The sequence below is a fragment of the Citrobacter sp. T1.2D-1 genome (assembly GCF_950098555.1).
Classification (GTDB): domain Bacteria; phylum Pseudomonadota; class Gammaproteobacteria; order Enterobacterales; family Enterobacteriaceae; genus Citrobacter_A; species Citrobacter_A telavivensis.
The window spans coordinates 237,491-253,839 of record NZ_CATNHH010000078.1; the positions used below are offsets into that span (position 1 = coordinate 237,491).

General features: G+C 52.2%; 17 protein-coding genes, 1 tRNA gene and 1 pseudogene. 16 read left to right on the forward strand and 3 right to left on the reverse strand.

Annotated features, from left to right (window positions below; translation table 11 throughout):
- Positions 1–46 precede the first annotated feature (46 nt).
- From QQZ17_RS26215 to QQZ17_RS26225, 3 genes are all read left to right on the forward strand, one after another.
- On the forward strand, positions 47–790 hold the full coding sequence (locus QQZ17_RS26215; RefSeq protein ID WP_187696678.1) for a fimbrial biogenesis chaperone: 744 nt from the start codon (positions 47–49) through the stop codon (positions 788–790).
- Positions 787–2,166 carry a hypothetical protein gene (locus QQZ17_RS26220; RefSeq protein WP_152405587.1) on the forward strand — a complete coding sequence of 460 codons (1,380 nt, stop codon included), beginning with the start codon at positions 787–789 and terminating at the stop codon, positions 2,164–2,166. Before QQZ17_RS26215 ends, QQZ17_RS26220 begins: the two co-directional genes overlap by 4 nt.
- Positions 2,167–2,354: 188 nt before the next feature.
- Positions 2,355–2,624 carry a hypothetical protein gene (locus tag QQZ17_RS26225; RefSeq protein WP_152405588.1) on the forward strand — a complete coding sequence of 90 codons (270 nt, stop codon included), beginning with the start codon at positions 2,355–2,357 and terminating at the stop codon, positions 2,622–2,624.
- Between the two features lie 82 nt (positions 2,625–2,706).
- On the opposite strand, the gene QQZ17_RS26230 is transcribed toward QQZ17_RS26225, so the two are convergent.
- A tRNA-Arg gene (locus QQZ17_RS26230) sits at positions 2,707–2,783 on the reverse strand.
- 245 nt (positions 2,784–3,028) lie between these two features.
- Here QQZ17_RS26230 and folD point away from each other — a divergent pair.
- The 5 genes from folD (at position 3,029) to QQZ17_RS26255 (ending at position 7,555) form a co-directional block, all read left to right on the forward strand.
- Positions 3,029–3,895, forward strand: coding sequence for a bifunctional methylenetetrahydrofolate dehydrogenase/methenyltetrahydrofolate cyclohydrolase FolD (gene folD, locus QQZ17_RS26235; protein ID WP_042320909.1), 867 nt, complete (start codon positions 3,029–3,031; stop codon positions 3,893–3,895).
- Position 3,896: 1 nt separating this feature from the next.
- Entirely contained in the window at positions 3,897–4,109 is a 213-nt protein-coding gene (ybcJ, locus tag QQZ17_RS26240; protein WP_042320912.1) for a ribosome-associated protein YbcJ, read from the forward strand.
- A 248-nt stretch (positions 4,110–4,357) separates the two neighbouring features.
- Positions 4,358–5,857, forward strand: a complete 1,500-nt coding sequence (locus tag QQZ17_RS26245) for a PTS transporter subunit EIIC (RefSeq protein ID WP_046477120.1) — start codon at positions 4,358–4,360, stop codon at positions 5,855–5,857.
- An 84-nt stretch (positions 5,858–5,941) separates the two neighbouring features.
- Complete coding sequence (gene malI, locus QQZ17_RS26250; protein ID WP_152405589.1) at positions 5,942–6,958, forward strand: Mal regulon transcriptional regulator MalI; 1,017 nt, start codon at positions 5,942–5,944, stop codon at positions 6,956–6,958.
- A 72-nt stretch (positions 6,959–7,030) separates the two neighbouring features.
- Positions 7,031–7,555 (forward strand): metal-dependent hydrolase, encoded by a 525-nt coding sequence (locus tag QQZ17_RS26255; protein ID WP_152405590.1) that lies wholly within the window; start codon positions 7,031–7,033, stop codon positions 7,553–7,555.
- 91 nt (positions 7,556–7,646) lie between these two features.
- Here QQZ17_RS26255 and cysS read toward each other — a convergent pair whose 3' ends face one another.
- The gene (gene cysS / locus QQZ17_RS26260) at positions 7,647–9,032 is read right to left on the reverse strand and encodes a cysteine--tRNA ligase (protein WP_152405591.1); all 1,386 of its coding nucleotides are present in this window, start codon (positions 9,030–9,032) and stop codon (positions 7,647–7,649) included.
- Between the two features lie 174 nt (positions 9,033–9,206).
- Here cysS and ppiB point away from each other — a divergent pair, with 174 nt between their 5' ends.
- From ppiB to mnmH, 7 genes are all read left to right on the forward strand, one after another.
- Entirely contained in the window at positions 9,207–9,701 is a 495-nt protein-coding gene (gene ppiB, locus QQZ17_RS26265) for a peptidylprolyl isomerase B (protein WP_042324369.1), read from the forward strand.
- A gap of 2 nt (positions 9,702–9,703) precedes the next feature.
- Positions 9,704–10,426: a UDP-2,3-diacylglucosamine diphosphatase gene (lpxH, locus tag QQZ17_RS26270; protein ID WP_152405592.1), complete on the forward strand. Its 723-nt coding sequence runs from the start codon at positions 9,704–9,706 to the stop codon at positions 10,424–10,426.
- A 90-nt stretch (positions 10,427–10,516) separates the two neighbouring features.
- On the forward strand, positions 10,517–11,353 hold the full coding sequence (locus QQZ17_RS26275; RefSeq protein ID WP_152405593.1) for a hypothetical protein: 837 nt from the start codon (positions 10,517–10,519) through the stop codon (positions 11,351–11,353).
- Positions 11,350–12,291, forward strand: a complete 942-nt coding sequence (locus QQZ17_RS26280) for a DUF1848 domain-containing protein (RefSeq protein WP_152405594.1) — start codon at positions 11,350–11,352, stop codon at positions 12,289–12,291. Before QQZ17_RS26275 ends, QQZ17_RS26280 begins: the two co-directional genes overlap by 4 nt.
- Positions 12,292–12,405: 114 nt before the next feature.
- The gene (purE, locus tag QQZ17_RS26285; RefSeq protein ID WP_152405595.1) at positions 12,406–12,915 is read left to right on the forward strand and encodes a 5-(carboxyamino)imidazole ribonucleotide mutase; all 510 of its coding nucleotides are present in this window, start codon (positions 12,406–12,408) and stop codon (positions 12,913–12,915) included.
- Complete coding sequence (gene purK / locus QQZ17_RS26290) at positions 12,912–13,979, forward strand: 5-(carboxyamino)imidazole ribonucleotide synthase (RefSeq protein ID WP_152405596.1); 1,068 nt, start codon at positions 12,912–12,914, stop codon at positions 13,977–13,979. Before purE ends, purK begins: the two co-directional genes overlap by 4 nt.
- 97 nt (positions 13,980–14,076) lie before the next feature.
- Positions 14,077–15,147, forward strand: a complete 1,071-nt coding sequence (gene mnmH, locus QQZ17_RS26295) for a tRNA 2-selenouridine(34) synthase MnmH (RefSeq protein WP_152405597.1) — start codon at positions 14,077–14,079, stop codon at positions 15,145–15,147.
- A gap of 149 nt (positions 15,148–15,296) precedes the next feature.
- Here the strand turns inward: mnmH and QQZ17_RS26300 are convergent.
- Positions 15,297–16,130, reverse strand: a pseudogene (locus QQZ17_RS26300) (porin); the annotation flags it as partial.
- 62 nt (positions 16,131–16,192) lie between these two features.
- On the opposite strand from QQZ17_RS26300, the gene QQZ17_RS26305 reads away from it, so the two are divergent.
- On the forward strand, positions 16,193–16,349 hold a 157-nt coding region (locus QQZ17_RS26305), incomplete at its 3' end, for a transposase (RefSeq protein ID WP_284554217.1).

A 16,349-nucleotide genomic window follows, 5' to 3' on the forward strand; every position in this document is an offset into this window, starting at 1 on the left:
ACGGATGAAAAGCGGGAACCCCGTGGCAGGGTCAGTAAAGGAGGAAATGATGTCACAGACAACGGTAAACAGAATGAAGAAGGCGGCAGGTATTGCCGTTCTGACAGGCGTATGGATCCTTCCGGCAGATGCTGCGGCGGCGGTGCGGCCAGCACTGACGCGGATAGTGGCGTATGCCGCAGACAAAGAGACGGCAATAGAAGTGAAGAACGAGAGCCAGGAAAGCTATCTCGTCCAGTCCTGGCTGGAAGACCTGAAGGGAAACGAGAACAACCTGCCCCTGGTCCTGACGCCGCCGGTGATGAAGGTGGGTGGGGGTCAGGACGGACGTCTGCGCCTGGTAGTGCTCCCCGCGGAAATCCCGCAGGACCGTGAGTCGGCGTACTGGTTGTCGATACAGGAAATCCCGCCGAAGGCGAAGGACAGTAAGGATAACAAGCTGATTATCGCCATCCGTAACCGACTAAAGGTGTTTGTGCGTCCGGCGGGACTGAAGGGAGAGGCGTCAGAGGCAGTGAAGTCGTTACGCTGGACGGTGGAGGATGGTGGTAGCTGCCTGAAGGCGGACAATCCAACACCGTACCATGTGAGCTTCGGTCGCCTTGAGTTGAAGGCGGGCGGAGGTGCGGGGGTGACGCCGGAGGACAGAATAGAGATGACACTGCCGCTGGGAAGCCGATGTTACACGGTGCCAGAGAGGCTAAAGGGAAAACGGGCGACGCTGACATACAGTGCGATGAATGACTACGGCGGTGAGACGGATGTGCTGACAACAGAGGTACAGTTATGAAGGACGCAGGGATGAAGCTGTGGCGGCGGCCGGCACGGGCGCTACTGCCGGTACTGATACTGGCCGGGTTGTGCAGGGAGACTGTTGCGGCTTATACCTATCATTTTGATTATACCTGGGATGACAACCAGTATCCCGCCGCCTATGGACAACCTGCCGGTAGTTGCACGTTTACCTACCCCAGCAACAGGCCTTTCGAGCGGCCGCTGGCGCTCATTGTGGATAATCACCTACCTGTCGGAACAGTACTGCACTCCTGGGGATACGAGGAATTTTTACCCCGGTTTGGGTTTGAGTGTCAGTCTTCCGGTGTGACCAGTGGCTCAAATACTGTCAGGTCGAATACCGGAGTCCGAACGAATTCTCCTCGTTTTTTTATAACAGGTTTATTAATTAATGACAGTAGTATCCTGTCATCTCCGGGCATCTACAAAACATCAGTGGACGGTATCGGTTTAAAAATTTATGTAAAAATATCAGAGGATACGTATTACCAGAATAATAACTTTGCAATGACGGGCGGAGGATATGAGGCAGGTCTCGATATTAGAGATTATAATAGCGTGGACCTTCACAATCCCTCTGCGGGTAGTGAAATTATACTAAACGGTCTCAGAGGTTATTTTTTGGCGGAACTGCACTCCGGTACTTTTGCAGCCAGCAACGTTCCCGGCAGTCCTTATAATATAACGCAAATATTATCAGGTCGCGTTTATTTCTCGGTCAGGGGTGAACTGGTTAAAACAGGAAATGTTACGTACTCAGGTCCTTTAAGTATCCCGGGGGCCGGGGCTTTATCATTATCTCCGACGGAGCATGGATTCACTAATCCAGGTGTTTATCTTGGTGGCGCTGGTATTACGATACAACTTCCATCATGCAGACTACGTGGTGCAACGGACTATCAGGTGAATATAGGATACTGGGTGAACAGAACGTCTCCCGCTGTTTCTGTCGGAGGTGGGTTACCCTTTACCGGCGACACCACGCCAGTCGGCATTAACCTTGAGTGCTCCGGTAAAGTTGATAATGTGGAATTCAGCTTTCAGGATACCGGGGCCAGCCCGCTTTCAAACCGCAATATCAGTCTGTATGACAGCGCAGGCGGTCAGCCAATTGACGGACTGGAACTGGAGATGACCTACGGCGGCAACCGACTGGATGTCCACCAGACAGGTCAAGCTCCCACTGTATATAGAACCAATGTCGGGGCAAAAGGTAACATAAAAACAGACCCGTCTGATACCGGATTCACCAGTCCGGACACGGCTTCTTTCGGGGTGCGCTATGTCCAGCGGGGACCCGTTACTCGCGGTGGCAATAACTACACCGGCCCGGTGACCGGAAAGGTGAATATGTTTGTGACCTATTATTGATGGCATGTAGACGATAACGTTTCAGATATTATCCGGTCGCTCAATGCCTGCGGCCTCAGTCATCTTTCACTTGTAAAGAGCGGCTAAAATATTTTTGTCATCAGACTACCAAAACACTTTATTCGGCAGTACTGCATGAAGCCGGAGTTTATATTTCCTCGAATGACAACGGGGCTGAGGTTCCAGGGATGACCGAATTTAACAAATATGAAAGTTTTTATATCACCACAGCAGAGATTTTACAGGATTTAATCACCGAAACAATGACAGAGAGACAATCTTCTGGCAGGGGATGCTGTGACAAATATCAAGCTGGTTATTTGACGGCACTGTACAGAGTGGACGCTGCAGTTAAGCGACAGGCGTATTTATTTGATATCACCTCAGAAGAGGTTACCAATGGTGCAAAACCGACTCTTTCGCAACTTAGGTGCAAGAAAACCAATGAAACATTTTAGTTAACAAGGATCTAAGCTGTTTTAAAATGGAACCCTCGCGCCTTATTCTAAGGAGGGAATGACCACTAACGTTTGTTCGAAATGGCGCCCCCTACAGGATTCGAACCTGTGACCGACGGCTTAGAAGGCCGTTGCTCTATCCAACTGAGCTAAGGGAGCAGTGAACTGCAATGCGGACTGATACAAAACTGGTCGGTATTATACGTTCACAACCTTAACGGTCAATGGCTTTCCTCTCAACTGCTTGAGTTGTGAGCATCCTGCTTTTCCTGTCCCCTCCCCCTCCAGGCGGATCGCCGCTTAAAACCACCCTGACAGAAAGCGGTAACTGACAACCGTCTTCACTTCTGACAAAATAGCGCCATCCCCTTTGACGTGTAGTAACAGATGGAATCCTCTCTCTGATGGCAGCAAAGATTATTGACGGTAAAACGATTGCGCAGCAGGTGCGCTCTGAGGTTGCTCAAAAAGTTCAGGCGCGTATTGCCGCCGGACGTCGAGCCCCGGGCCTGGCTGTAGTCCTGGTAGGCAGCAACCCGGCCTCACAGATTTATGTGGCAAGCAAGCGTAAAGCCTGTGACGAGGTGGGATTCGTCTCCCGCTCGTATGACCTACCGGAAACCACCAGCGAGGCGGAACTGCTTGAGCTGATTGATACGCTCAATGCCGACAACACCATCGACGGTATTCTGGTGCAGTTGCCGCTTCCGGCAGGCATCGATAATGTCAAAGTGCTGGAACGTATCGATCCGGATAAAGACGTGGATGGTTTTCATCCGTACAACGTCGGTCGCCTGTGCCAGCGCGCCCCGCGTCTGCGCCCCTGCACGCCGCGCGGGATTGTCACTCTGCTCGAGCGTTACAACATCGATCTCTACGGTCTGAATGCGGTCGTGATTGGCGCCTCTAACATCGTGGGGCGCCCCATGAGCATGGAGCTGCTGCTGGCCGGTTGCACCACCACGGTGACCCACCGCTTCACCAAAAATCTGCGTCACCACGTTGAGCATGCCGATCTGCTGATTGTTGCCGTCGGTAAACCGGGCTTTATTCCGGGTGAGTGGATCAAAGAAGGCGCTATCGTGGTTGATGTCGGCATCAATCGTCTGGAAAATGGCAAGGTTGTCGGCGACGTAGTGTTTGACGACGCTGCCGCGCGAGCCTCGTACATTACGCCCGTACCGGGCGGCGTGGGACCAATGACGGTCGCCACCCTTATCGAAAACACGCTACAGGCGTGCGTTGAATATCACGATCCTCAGGACAACTAACATGGCGACATTTTCTTTAGGCAAGCATCCTCACGTTGAACTGTGCGATCTGCTGAAACTGGAAGGCTGGAGTGAAAGCGGCGCCCAGGCGAAAATTGCCATTGCCGAAGGGCAGGTAAAGGTTGATGGCGCGGTGGAAACCCGCAAACGCTGCAAAATCGTGGCCGGTCAAACCGTCAGCTTTGCCGGCCAGACGATCACCGTAACGGCCTGAGCTATCTTACACCTCACCCGATCTCTCCTCCGGGATGTCGGGTTGAGGCCCCTCTTCTCTTTCTTTATCTCCCTACGACCATAACGGTTAATTATCGATCAACTTCAAAGAATCACCATTTCATTTGATGAAGCGTGAAATTTAAGTTGCGCGAAACTCACTCCTTCAGCACGATAAGTAGAACGTTCTACTATAACGTTCTACTTACAATAACAGCGCTAAAAAAGCGCTACTCGGGGGAAATCAGCATGAGTCTGATATCAGGGTTTGTTAAATCGTTGTCTAAATTATCGATGATTGGCCGCGCTTTAATGCTGCCAATTTCACTGCTTCCTGCTGCGGGCCTGCTGCTGGCCTTCGGGGATAAATTCCATCTGCCGCTGATGATGAACGCGGGCGGCGTTATCTTTGATAACCTGCCGATGCTGTTCGCCATCGGCTCTGCCGTCGGTCTTGCCTCTGAATCGGGTATCGCGGCGCTGTCGGCGGCGGTCTCGGTGTTTGTCACTAACATCACCATCAGCACGGTGCTGAGCATCACGCCGGAGATGGCCTCCCAGGGCGGAAAATACGCCATGGTGGTCGGTATCCCAACCCTGCAAATGGGCGTCTTTGGCGGTCTGATCTGCGGTATTCTCGCCGCCTGGTGTTATAACCGCTTTCACACCATGCAATTGCCGGAGTTCCTCGGTTTCTTCTCCGGTAAACGTTTTGTGGCGATCGCCACCGCGTTTCTCTCCTTTGTGCTGGGACTGCTGCTGCCCTACGTCTGGCAACACATTCAGTCCGGTATCGATGCGCTTTCGGTGGTCGTCAACGGCGATAATCAGGCGGTCTCAACCTTTATCTTTGGCCTGGTTGAACGTGCGCTGATCCCGCTCGGGTTACACCACATCTGGTATCCGTCCTTCTGGTACTCCTTTGGGGATTACACCACTCAGGCCGGTCAGGTGATCCACGGCGACCAGACAATCTGGTTCAAAATGCTGGAGGAAGGGGTCAAATCTTTCAGTAGTGATACCTATCAGAACGCCGGTAAATTCATGCAGGGTGAATTCCCGCTGATGTTGTTTGCCCTGCCTGCGGCCTGTCTGGCGATGTATCACGAAGCGCACACGAAGAATAAGAAAATTGCGGCCGGTATTCTGTTTTCGGCAGCGCTTACCTGCTTCCTGACAGGGATTACCGAGCCGGTTGAATTCACCTTTATCTTCGTGGCGCCAATTCTGTACGTCTTCAACGCCATTATGGCGGGGCTGGCCTATATGACCATGTACCTGCTGCATGCGCATATTGCCAAGTCGTTCTCTGCCGGTTTCATCGACTACCTGTCGTTTGGCATCCTGCCCTCCTTCAATGGCTATCAGACCAACTTCCTGAACGCCATTATCATCGGCGTGCCGATGGCGTTGATTTACTACTTTACCTTCCGCTTTGTTATTCGCCGTTTCGACATCAAAACACCAGGCCGTACCGAAGTGACCGCCAATGCGAACGACAAAACGGATACAGAAATTGCCACTGAAATCATCGGCCTGCTGGGCGGCGCGCAGAACATCGACTCCGTCGGTTCCTGTATCACCCGTCTGCGTCTGGAAGTGGCGAAAAGCGACGAGGTCGATAAAGACGGTCTCAACGGCCTCGGCGCGCGCGGCGTGGTCTTTGTCGGCGACAACGGCATCCAGGTGATTTTCGGTGCGAGAGCACAGTTTATCGCCCAGACCATGTCCACGATGATTGGCAAATAATAAGATGCCTGAATGACACGTCTCCTGTACGCTGGGAGACGTTGTCGTATCTGGCTGATAACCGGTAATTTTCAGGGAGCGATTTTGAAGAAAGTCAGCATTATTGATGTCGCAAAGCAGGCGGGCGTCTCGGTTTCGACCGTCTCGCTGGTGTTACGCCAGAAAGGGAAAATCTCAGAGGCAACGATTGAGAAGGTCCATGCTGCCATCAATACGCTTGGCTATGTTCATAACATCGCCGCAGCGAATCTTCGCGCCAGCACGTCCAATCTGATCGGCCTGATCCTGCGCGATTTCAGCGACAGCTTTTCCATCAAGGTGATGGCAAGCATTGTTCAGGAGCTGGAACAGCAAGGCTTTATGGTTTTCCTGGGTCAGCCACAGGATGATCGGACAAGCCTGGAGCGCTGTTTTCTCTCTTTCAAGCAGCAAGGTGTGGCTGGCGTCATTTATCTGTCGTCGGACCCCACCCGTACAGCGCTACCTGAACAGGTGCGCCAGTGCCCTTTACCATTAGTTGTCGTATCGCAATCGCTGATTGAAGAAAACTGCAATCTGGTAATGCGCGATAATCGTCAGGCGGCGAGCCTTGCCACTCGCTATCTGATTGAACGCGGGCACCGCAGCATTGGCTATATTGGCGGTCGACCAGACTGTCTGATTCGCCAACAGAGATTACAGGGGTTTCGCAATACGCTGGCACAAAATGGCATGGTCTATAAAGAAGAATCGACTCCTGCTTGTGACGATGATACCCACGCCGCCAGCATTGCCACCCGCCATCTGTTGGAACAAAATAACACGATCACCGCTCTGCTTTGCCACTCACCCGCGGCGATGATTGGCTCTATCTCCGGCATTCATCAGGTTGGACGTACCCTCGGTAAAGACGTATTTTTGACCCAGCAGGTGGCGCTGATTGGTTTTGAAGATATGCTGCACGTAAATCTGACGTCACCGTCATTGACCTATGTTTCATCGGCCAGTGAAGAGACCGGACGCCAGGCGGCGGTCCTTATGATGCGCAAACTGAAAGAACCAGATCTACAAATCCAGCGTATTACGCTTTCTGGTCAACTCGTTGTGCGCGAGTCGGCATAAATTCGGAATTCACCACCCACGCCTCCACGCCTGTCGCTGCTATATTGCTATGATTTGCCAGGGATAATGACAATGCCAACCATTATTACCCACGCCGCCGTCCCGATTTGCCTTGGACTGGGTCTGGGGTTGAAAGTGATCCCCCCACGTTTACTGTTTGTCGGGATCGCTCTTGCGATGCTGCCGGATGCCGACGTGCTTTCGTTTAAACTCGGGGTGTCCTATGGAAACGTGTTCGGACATCGCGGATTTACCCATTCGCTACTGTTCGCGTTACTGGTTCCGCTACTCTGCGTGTGGGTGGGGCGACGATGGTTTAAAGCCGGGTTAATGCGCTGCTGGTTATTTTTGACGGTTTCGCTGTTGTCGCACAGCCTGCTGGATTCGGTAACCACCGGTGGCAAAGGCGTAGGCTGGCTGTGGCCGTGGTCAAACGAACGCTTCTTCGCGCCGTGGCAGGTGATTAAGGTCGCGCCGTTTGCGTTATCACGTTATGCCACGCCGTACGGGCACCAGGTGATATTTTCGGAATTATTATGGGTATGGCTACCGGGAGTGATGATGATGGGTGTGCTGTGGTGGTATAGACGTCATTAATAGTGCCTGATGGCGCTACGCTTATCAGGCCTACCGATCATTCCATCGTAGGCCGGATAAGGCGTTAGCCGCCATCCGGCAATTCAGGTAATTACTTACGACGCCAGGTGGTTCCCTGCGGACCATCTTCCAGCACAATGCCCATCTCATTTAGACGATCGCGCGCCGCATCCGCAGCCGCCCAGTCTTTGGCTTTACGGGCATCCAGGCGTTGTTGAATCAACGCTTCAATTTCTGCGACTTCTCCGTCGTCCGCCTGTGCGCCGCTTTGCAGGAACAGCTCCGGATCCTGTTCCAGCAGCCCCAACACACCAGAAATCTTACGCAGGTGAGACGCCATCGCATTTGCTGCGGCCATATCCTCTGCCTTCAGACGGTTCACTTCACGCGCCATGTCGAACAGCACGGAGTATGCTTCGGGCGTGTTGAAATCGTCGTTCATCGCCTCAACAAAACGTGCTTCAAACGCCTCGCCACCGGCGGGTGCGACAGACTTATCCGTCCCGCGCAGCGCGGTGTACAGACGCTCCAGCGCAGAACGCGCCTGCTTCAGGTTTTCTTCACTGTAGTTCAACTGGCTACGATAGTGGCCGGACATCAGGAAGTAGCGCACGGTTTCCGCGTCGTAGTATTTCAGCACGTCACGCACGGTAAAGAAGTTACCCAGCGATTTGGACATCTTCTCGCGGTCAACCATCACCATCCCGGAGTGCATCCAGTAGTTCACATACTCACCGTCATGCGCGCAGGTGGACTGGGCAATTTCGTTTTCGTGGTGCGGGAACATCAGGTCAGAACCGCCGCCGTGGATATCAAAGTGATTACCCAACTGTTTGCAGTTCATTGCGGAACACTCAATGTGCCAGCCAGGACGGCCTGCGCCCCACGGTGACGGCCAGCTCGGCTCGCCCTCTTTGGACATTTTCCACAACACGAAGTCCATCGGGTTGTGCTTCACATCCACCACGTCCACGCGCGCACCGGCCTGCAGTTGATCCAGATCCTGGCGTGACAGTTGCCCGTAGTTCGGGTCGGTCGGGACATCGAACATCACGTCGCCGTTGTCCGCCACATAGGCATGGCCTTTGGCAATCAGCTGTTCAGTGATTTCGATAATTTCGGCGATATGGTGGGTCGCGCGCGGCTCCAGGTCCGGACGCAGAATATTTAACGCATCAAAATCGTTGTGCATCTCGGCGATCATACGATCCACCAGTGCAACAAAGCTTTCGCCATTTTCATTAGCGCGCTTAATGATTTTATCGTCGATATCGGTGATGTTACGCACATACTTCAGCTTGTAGCCCAGGAAGCGCAGATAGCGAGCAACCACGTCAAACGCCACAAACGTACGGCCATGACCAATATGACAGAGATCGTAAACGGTAATACCACACACGTACATGCCGACTTCCCCGGCATGAATAGGTTTGAATTCCTCTTTTTGGCGCGTCAGTGTATTAAAGATTTTTAACATCGAAGATTCCGTGTAAGACGTGTGTGGATAACAAAGTCTGTATAATACCCATAATTGGGACGGGAAGCAGCACACTTTGCGAGGTGATCGCAGCGTGCGGTTATGCTATAACACCTCCCTAACTCTGACCCTTCGTTGGGTTAAAGCACCACTATATCGGAACAGGATGCAAAAATGGTTACTTTCCACACTAATCACGGCGATATCGTAATCAAAACGTTTGATGATAAAGCGCCTGAAACAGTTAAAAACTTCCTGGACTACTGTCGCGAAGGTTTTTACAACAACACCATTTTCCACCGTGTGATTAACGGTTTTATGATTCAGGGCGGCGGTTTTGAACCTGGCATGAAACAGAAAGCCACCAAAGACGCTATCAAAAACGAAGCTAACAACGGTCTGAAAAATACCCGTGGCACGCTGGCAATGGCGCGTACTCAGGCTCCGCACTCCGCGACGGCGCAGTTCTTCATCAACGTAGCCGACAACGATTTCCTGAACTTCTCCGCCGAAAGCATGCAGGGCTGGGGCTACTGTGTATTTGCAGAAGTGGTTGAAGGTATGGACGTTGTAGACAAAATCAAAGGCGTGTCTACCGGTCGCAGCGGCATGCACCAGGACGTACCGAAAGAAGACGTGATTATCGAAAACGTGACCGTCAGCGAGTAATTGTGACGACACTGTTTATTGCAGATCTTCATCTCTGCACGGAAGAACCGGCGATCACCGCCGGTTTTCTGCGTTTTTTAGCCGGTGAAGCCCGTCAGGCTGACGCGCTGTATATCCTGGGCGACCTGTTCGAAGCCTGGATTGGCGATGACGATCCCAACCCGCTACACCATGAAATGGCCGCCGCCATTAAAGCGGTTGTCGAATCCGGCGTCCCCTGTTTTTTCATTCACGGCAACCGTGACTTTCTGATTGGCAAGCGCTTTGCCCGTGAAAGCGGCATGACGCTGCTCCCCCAGGAAAACGTGCTCGATCTGTACGGTCGACGGGTACTCATCATGCACGGCGATACGCTGTGTACCGACGATGCGGGTTATCAGGCGTTTCGCGCGAAAGTCCATCAGCCCTGGCTGCAAACGCTGTTCCTTGCCCTGCCGCTGTTTATACGTAAGCATGTGGCCGCCAGGATGCGAGCCAACAGCAAAGCCGCCAATAGCAGCAAATCACTGGAGATCATGGACGTCAACAAACATACGGTTGTCGCTGAGATGGAAAAACACCACGTCCAGTGGCTGATTCACGGTCATACCCACCGCCCTGATGTTCACGCGCTCACCGTCAACGGCGAACCCGCCTTCCGCGTCGTATTAGGTGCCTGGCATAGTGAAGGATCGATGGTCAAAGTCACGCCGGACGATGTGGAGCTGATCGCTTTCCCGTTTTGAAAAAAACATCCTCATTATAAAATAATGACCCAGATCATTACCCTCTAAGTCTGGATGGCTATGCTAAAACAAATTTAAGAATTAAGGGTAATGATGAATATTGATCAGGATTTTATCCGTACTACGGTACTTAGTTTTCATCGGAGCTTAATGAGAGATGGTTTTTTATGTGACCATTCAGAACTTTTACCTTTAAATGGTAACTATGATGACGAGGTATACCAAAAAATATATGCTTTAAAATACCTCCCTGCTTATTATTTTGAGTACTGTATTTTAGCCAACTCACTTCAGAAAAGGCTAAGTAAAAATAACGTAACCGACGTCAATATTGCCTCTATGGGGTGTGGGTTATATCCCGATTACTTTGCCCTCCTTCATAACCTTGATGGCATTAACTTTAACTATTATGGCTATGATGTATGTCGCTGGAAAGCTCGGCGACTACTGCCAGAAGGAAATGACAATTTATATCTGACATTGCGTTCTGTTAATCAAATCAGCACTAAGATTCTGGGGAAATTTGATGTGTTTATTTTCCCGAAATCAATTAAGGATATTGAGCAGTCATCAGATATTGAACACCTCGCTCAGGAAATTTCAAAAACTAAAAAAGATAAACTCTACTTCCTCAATTCTTATGTCAATACTTCACTTGATCAAACCAGTGCACATGTCAATATTTTCGAACACATCCATAATGAATTAATCCGCCATGATTTTCAGACAGCGGATAAACACACCGTCACTCAATACATGGGGCATGCCAATACGGGTTTAAAAGCGATAGATGTCCACTTTGATTATCCAAAAGAATGTATAGTACTTTGCCAGGACAAAGATAATGAATGTAGATGCAAGGTCAGAGATTATCCTATCTTAACGAACAGATATCTTGACTATCAAATACTGGAATATACGCGATGATCATTAGCGCCAGCCGTCGCACCGATATACCCGCTTTCTACAGTGAGTGGTTAATGAACCGCATTCGCGCGGGTTTTTTGCTGACCCGGAATCCCTTTAACTATCACCAGGTCTCTCGGGTGTCATTGCTTCCTGAAGATGTTGATGCGATCGTATTCTGGACACGCAATCCTACGAAACTGCTCCCTTATCTTGATGAACTCTCGGAGATCGGCCACCGTTTTTACTTCCAGTTCACCCTCACCGGATATCCGCGGTTGATTGAGTCTAAAACCTTAAATCCGCATAAAGCACTCGAGGTTTTTAAACGACTGTCAGAAAAGATTGGCGCTGAAAAAGTCATCTGGCGTTATGACCCTATTCTTTTTTCAAACCTTCTTCCTTTTGACGAACATGTTCGCCTGTTCAGTAAGATCGCCACCGAATTAGAAGGTCATACCCGACGCGTCGTGATTAGCTTTGCTGATTTTTATCAAAAGACGGAAAAAAACCTTAAGGCTATTGATTCGCTCATATACAGCGATATCACACAAAACCATGAACTCTGTTTAACGCTGTCGCAAAGATTATCAGAAATTGCCCGACAACACGGACTGGATATCTACTCCTGCGCCGAAGAAGTCAATCTTACCGGGCAAGGCATTCAGCACGGTAAGTGTATTGATGAGGCGCTAATTAATGACTTATTTGGCTTATTCATACCTAATAGCAAAGATTCAGGTCAACGTGAGGCCTGTGGATGTGTGAAGAGCATAGACATCGGTACCTACAACACCTGTCTGCATGGATGTCAGTATTGCTACGCGACCTACAATCAGAATCAAGCCAACAGCAATTTCAAAAAGCACTCTCCAGAGAGTCCTTTTTTGTTAGGGGGTACAGATGGGGTTGATCCGCTTCTGCTAGAACCGGTACGTTTCCAGCCAACACTATTTTGACGCCGTCAAAGGCCTTAAAATCCAGGCACGCAACCGTTTTCCTTGCCGATATAACGTGCTATTCTTTGTGGCCTCAAAAGCAGTGTGTCCCGCACCACAGGAGTTTTCAGACGCATGTCTTCCCGCAATAATCCGGCGCGTGTCGCCATCGTGATGGGGTCCAAAAGTGACTGGGCTACCATGCAGTTCGCCGCCGAAATTTTTGAAATCCTGGACGTCCCGCACCACGTTGAAGTGGTTTCTGCCCACCGCACCCCCGATAAACTGTTCAGCTTTGCCGAAAGCGCTGAAGAGAACGGCTATCAGGTGATTATTGCTGGCGCGGGTGGCGCGGCCCATCTTCCAGGTATGATTGCGGCGAAAACGCTGGTGCCGGTACTGGGTGTTCCTGTACAAAGCGCGGCGCTAAGCGGCGTCGACAGTCTGTACTCTATCGTACAGATGCCACGCGGCATTCCGGTCGGTACGCTGGCGATTGGTAAAGCGGGTGCGGCTAACGCAGCACTGCTGGCAGCGCAGATCCTGGCGACGCACGATAAAGCACTGCATCAGCGCCTGACCGACTGGCGCAACGCGCAAACGGATGAGGTGCTGGAGAATCCGGATCCGCGAGGTGCGGCATGAAACAGGTTTGCGTACTGGGCAACGGTCAGTTAGGACGTATGCTGCGTCAGGCTGGTGAACCGCTGGGCATCGCCGTCTGGCCAGTTGGCCTGGATGCGGAACCGGCCGCCGTCCCTTTTCAGCAGAGCGTAATCACCGCAGAAATCGAGCGCTGGCCGGAAACCGCCTTAACGCGTGAACTGGCACGTCATCCGGCCTTCGTGAACCGCGATGTCTTCCCGATCATTGCTGACCGTCTGACGCAAAAACAGCTTTTCGATAAGCTCGACCTGGCGACCGCCCCGTGGCAACTGCTGGCGGACAAAAGCGAATGGCCCGCCATTTTTAACCGTTTAGGCGAACTGGCCATTGTGAAACGTCGCGTCGGCGGTTATGACGGCCGTGGTCAGTGGCGTTTACGCACCAGTGAAACCGATCAACTGCCGGATGACAACTACGGCGAATGCATTGTCGAGCAGGGTATCAACTTCTCGGGTGAAGTGTCCCTCGTCGGCGCGCGCGCGCATGACGGCAGCACGGTGTTCTACCCGCTGACGCGTAACCTGCATCAGGACGGCATTCTGCGCACCAGCGTCGCCTTCCCGCGGGCTGATGCGAAACAGCAGGCGCAGGCCGAATCGATGCTTTCCGCTATCATGCAGGAACTGGGCTACGTCGGCGTGATGGCGATGGAGTGTTTTGTCACTCCGGAAGGGCTGCTGATCAACGAACTGGCCCCGCGCGTGCATAACAGCGGTCACTGGACGCAAAACGGTGCCAGCATCAGCCAGTTTGAGCTGCATCTGCGGGCGATTACCGGTCTGCCGCTACCGGCACCGGTGGTCGACAGTCCGTCGGTGATGGTGAATCTGATTGGCAGCGACCTCAATTACGACTGGCTGAAACTGCCGTTAGTGCATCTGCACTGGTACGACAAAGAAGTGCGTCCGGGGCGCAAAGTCGGTCACCTGAATCTGACCGACAGCGACACTGCGCGCCTGAGCGCCACGCTGGAAGCGCTCTCCCCGCTGCTGCCGACGGAATACGCCAGCGGTATCCTCTGGGCACAAACTCAGCTCAAATAAGCCTTATATCGCGGGGAAGTTTAACTTATGCTTCCCCGCCCTCTCCTTCAGCGCGTAAAATCCCGCCCATTGCTGTTTGTTTTTTTCAGGATTTAACATGAACGATGGAACGGACTATCGCGCGATCCTTACCGCCGATACGCCTTTAATCGATGTCCGCGCGCCGGTTGAATTTCAACAGGGCGCAATGCCGGGTGCGATAAATTTGCCTTTAATGAATGATGACGAGCGCGCCGCCGTGGGTACCTGCTATAAACGCCAGGGGCCGGAAGCCGCGCTTGAACTCGGCCATCAACTTGTCTGCGGTGACATTCGCCAGCAGCGTCTGGATGCCTGGCGCGAAGCCTGCCGGCAACACCCGCAGGGCTACCTCTGCTGCGCCCGGGGCGGTCAGCGCTCCCACATTGTCCAGCAATGGCTACGCGAGTCAGGCGTGGATTACCCGTTGATCGAAGGCGGCTACAAGGCGCTACGCCAAGCCGCGATTGCCGCCACGGAAGAACAGGTGCAAAAACCGATTGTGCTGATTGGCGGCTGCACCGGCAATGGCAAAACGCAGCTGGTGCAACAGCAGGAAAATGGGGTGGATCTCGAGGGCCTGGCCCGTCATCGCGGCTCCTCTTTTGGCCGCACCCTGGAACCCCAGCTCAGTCAGGCAAGTTTCGAAAATCTACTGGCGGTGACGCTTCTCAAAAAGCAGGCCACGCGCTGGGTGCTGGAAGATGAAGGCCGGATGATTGGCTCTAACCATCTGCCGGAATGTCTGCGCGAGCGCATGGCCCAGGCCATTATCGCCGTGATTGACGATCCGTTCGAGCGGCGTCTTGAGCGCCTGCGTGAAGAGTATTTTGTGCGAATGCATCATGATTTCACCCATGCGTATGGTGAAGAGCAGGGATGGCGGGAATACAGCGACTATCTGCATCATGGGCTTTGTGCAATTAAGCGGCGTCTGGGTTTACAGCGATTCAACGAGTTGACCGCAAAGCTGGACGTGGCGCTGGATGAGCAGCGTCGAACCGGCAGCACCGAGACGCATTTCAGCTGGTTAGTGCCGCTGCTGGAAGAGTATTACGATCCGATGTATCGCTATCAGTTGGATAAGAAAGCCGGGAAGGTTGTTTTTCGCGGGACATTTGAAGAGGTTGCTCAGTGGCTGAGCCACTAAAAATTGCCGGATGGCGACGCGCACGCGTCTTATCCGGCCTACAAATCACCACAGTCCTGTAGGACAGCGTCATCCGGAACACAAATCACTACCGCCCTCCAGTCCTCCAGGCCCGGTAAGCGTCAGCGTCACCGGGCACAGCATCAGACTCAGAAGTCGTAACGCAGACGCACCAGGTTCATATCACCCAGGTTGTCGGTGCTGGAGGTAAAGACGTGTTCGTAATCAACACGGAAACCGTAATCCAGCTGGAAGCTGATACCCACCCCGTTGTCGGTACGCAGGTAATTGCGACCATTCACGTATTCAATGCGATCGCCCATGAAGTACGGCTGAACGGATTTCAACGCATACTGGTTGATTGGGAATTTATAGCCTGCAAAGTATTCCAGACCCCACGCATCACCGGCAAAGTAATCGTTAACAGACACTTTTTTGGTGGTCATAAAGTTCTGGTACCAGCCGCCGCCCAGGGAGAAGGTCCAGTTATCCGGCGTCCAGCTCAGTGCGGTACCCACGATGTTCTGATCGTACGTTTTGTTGCTGTTACCACGTATTTCCGCACGGGTGTAGTTCCACGCCGTACCCCAGCTCAGATCGTCAGTAATATGATAATCCGCACCCAGTGAACCGCCACCTTTACGTTTGTAGTTCAGACCATTGTTCGGGTTGTAGTCATCGCTGAACAGGTAAGAAGCGTAGAGATCAACATCGCCAACCGTTTTCTTATATTTCAGCATCTTGCGGGAACGGTAAGAACCGTCGTAGTCGCCGTTAATCCCGTTACCCGGTGCCTGACCAATCATGTCGTAGTCCCAGATATCGGTTTTTGCACCGACCACATCGTAGTAGATGCTGTTCTGTTGACCGAAGGTCAGCGTACCCCAGGTATTACTCTTCAGACCGGTGTACAGCATACGACGGGTGGTGTCGTGTGCGCCGTCTGCATAGTGGTTGTCCCAGTTGAACTGCGCCGGAATGTTGAATCGCCACGGGTTTAACAGACACCTCAGAGTCATTTAAGATGGCTTAAAGAGAGGTGCCCATGAGCGGTAAGCGTTATCCCGAAGAGTTTAAAATTGAAGCAGTCAAACAGGTTGTTGATCGCGGTTATTCTGTTGCCAGCGTTGCAACACGTCTCGATATCACCACCCACAGCCTTTACGCCTGGATAAAGAAGTACGGTCCGGATTCTTCCACTA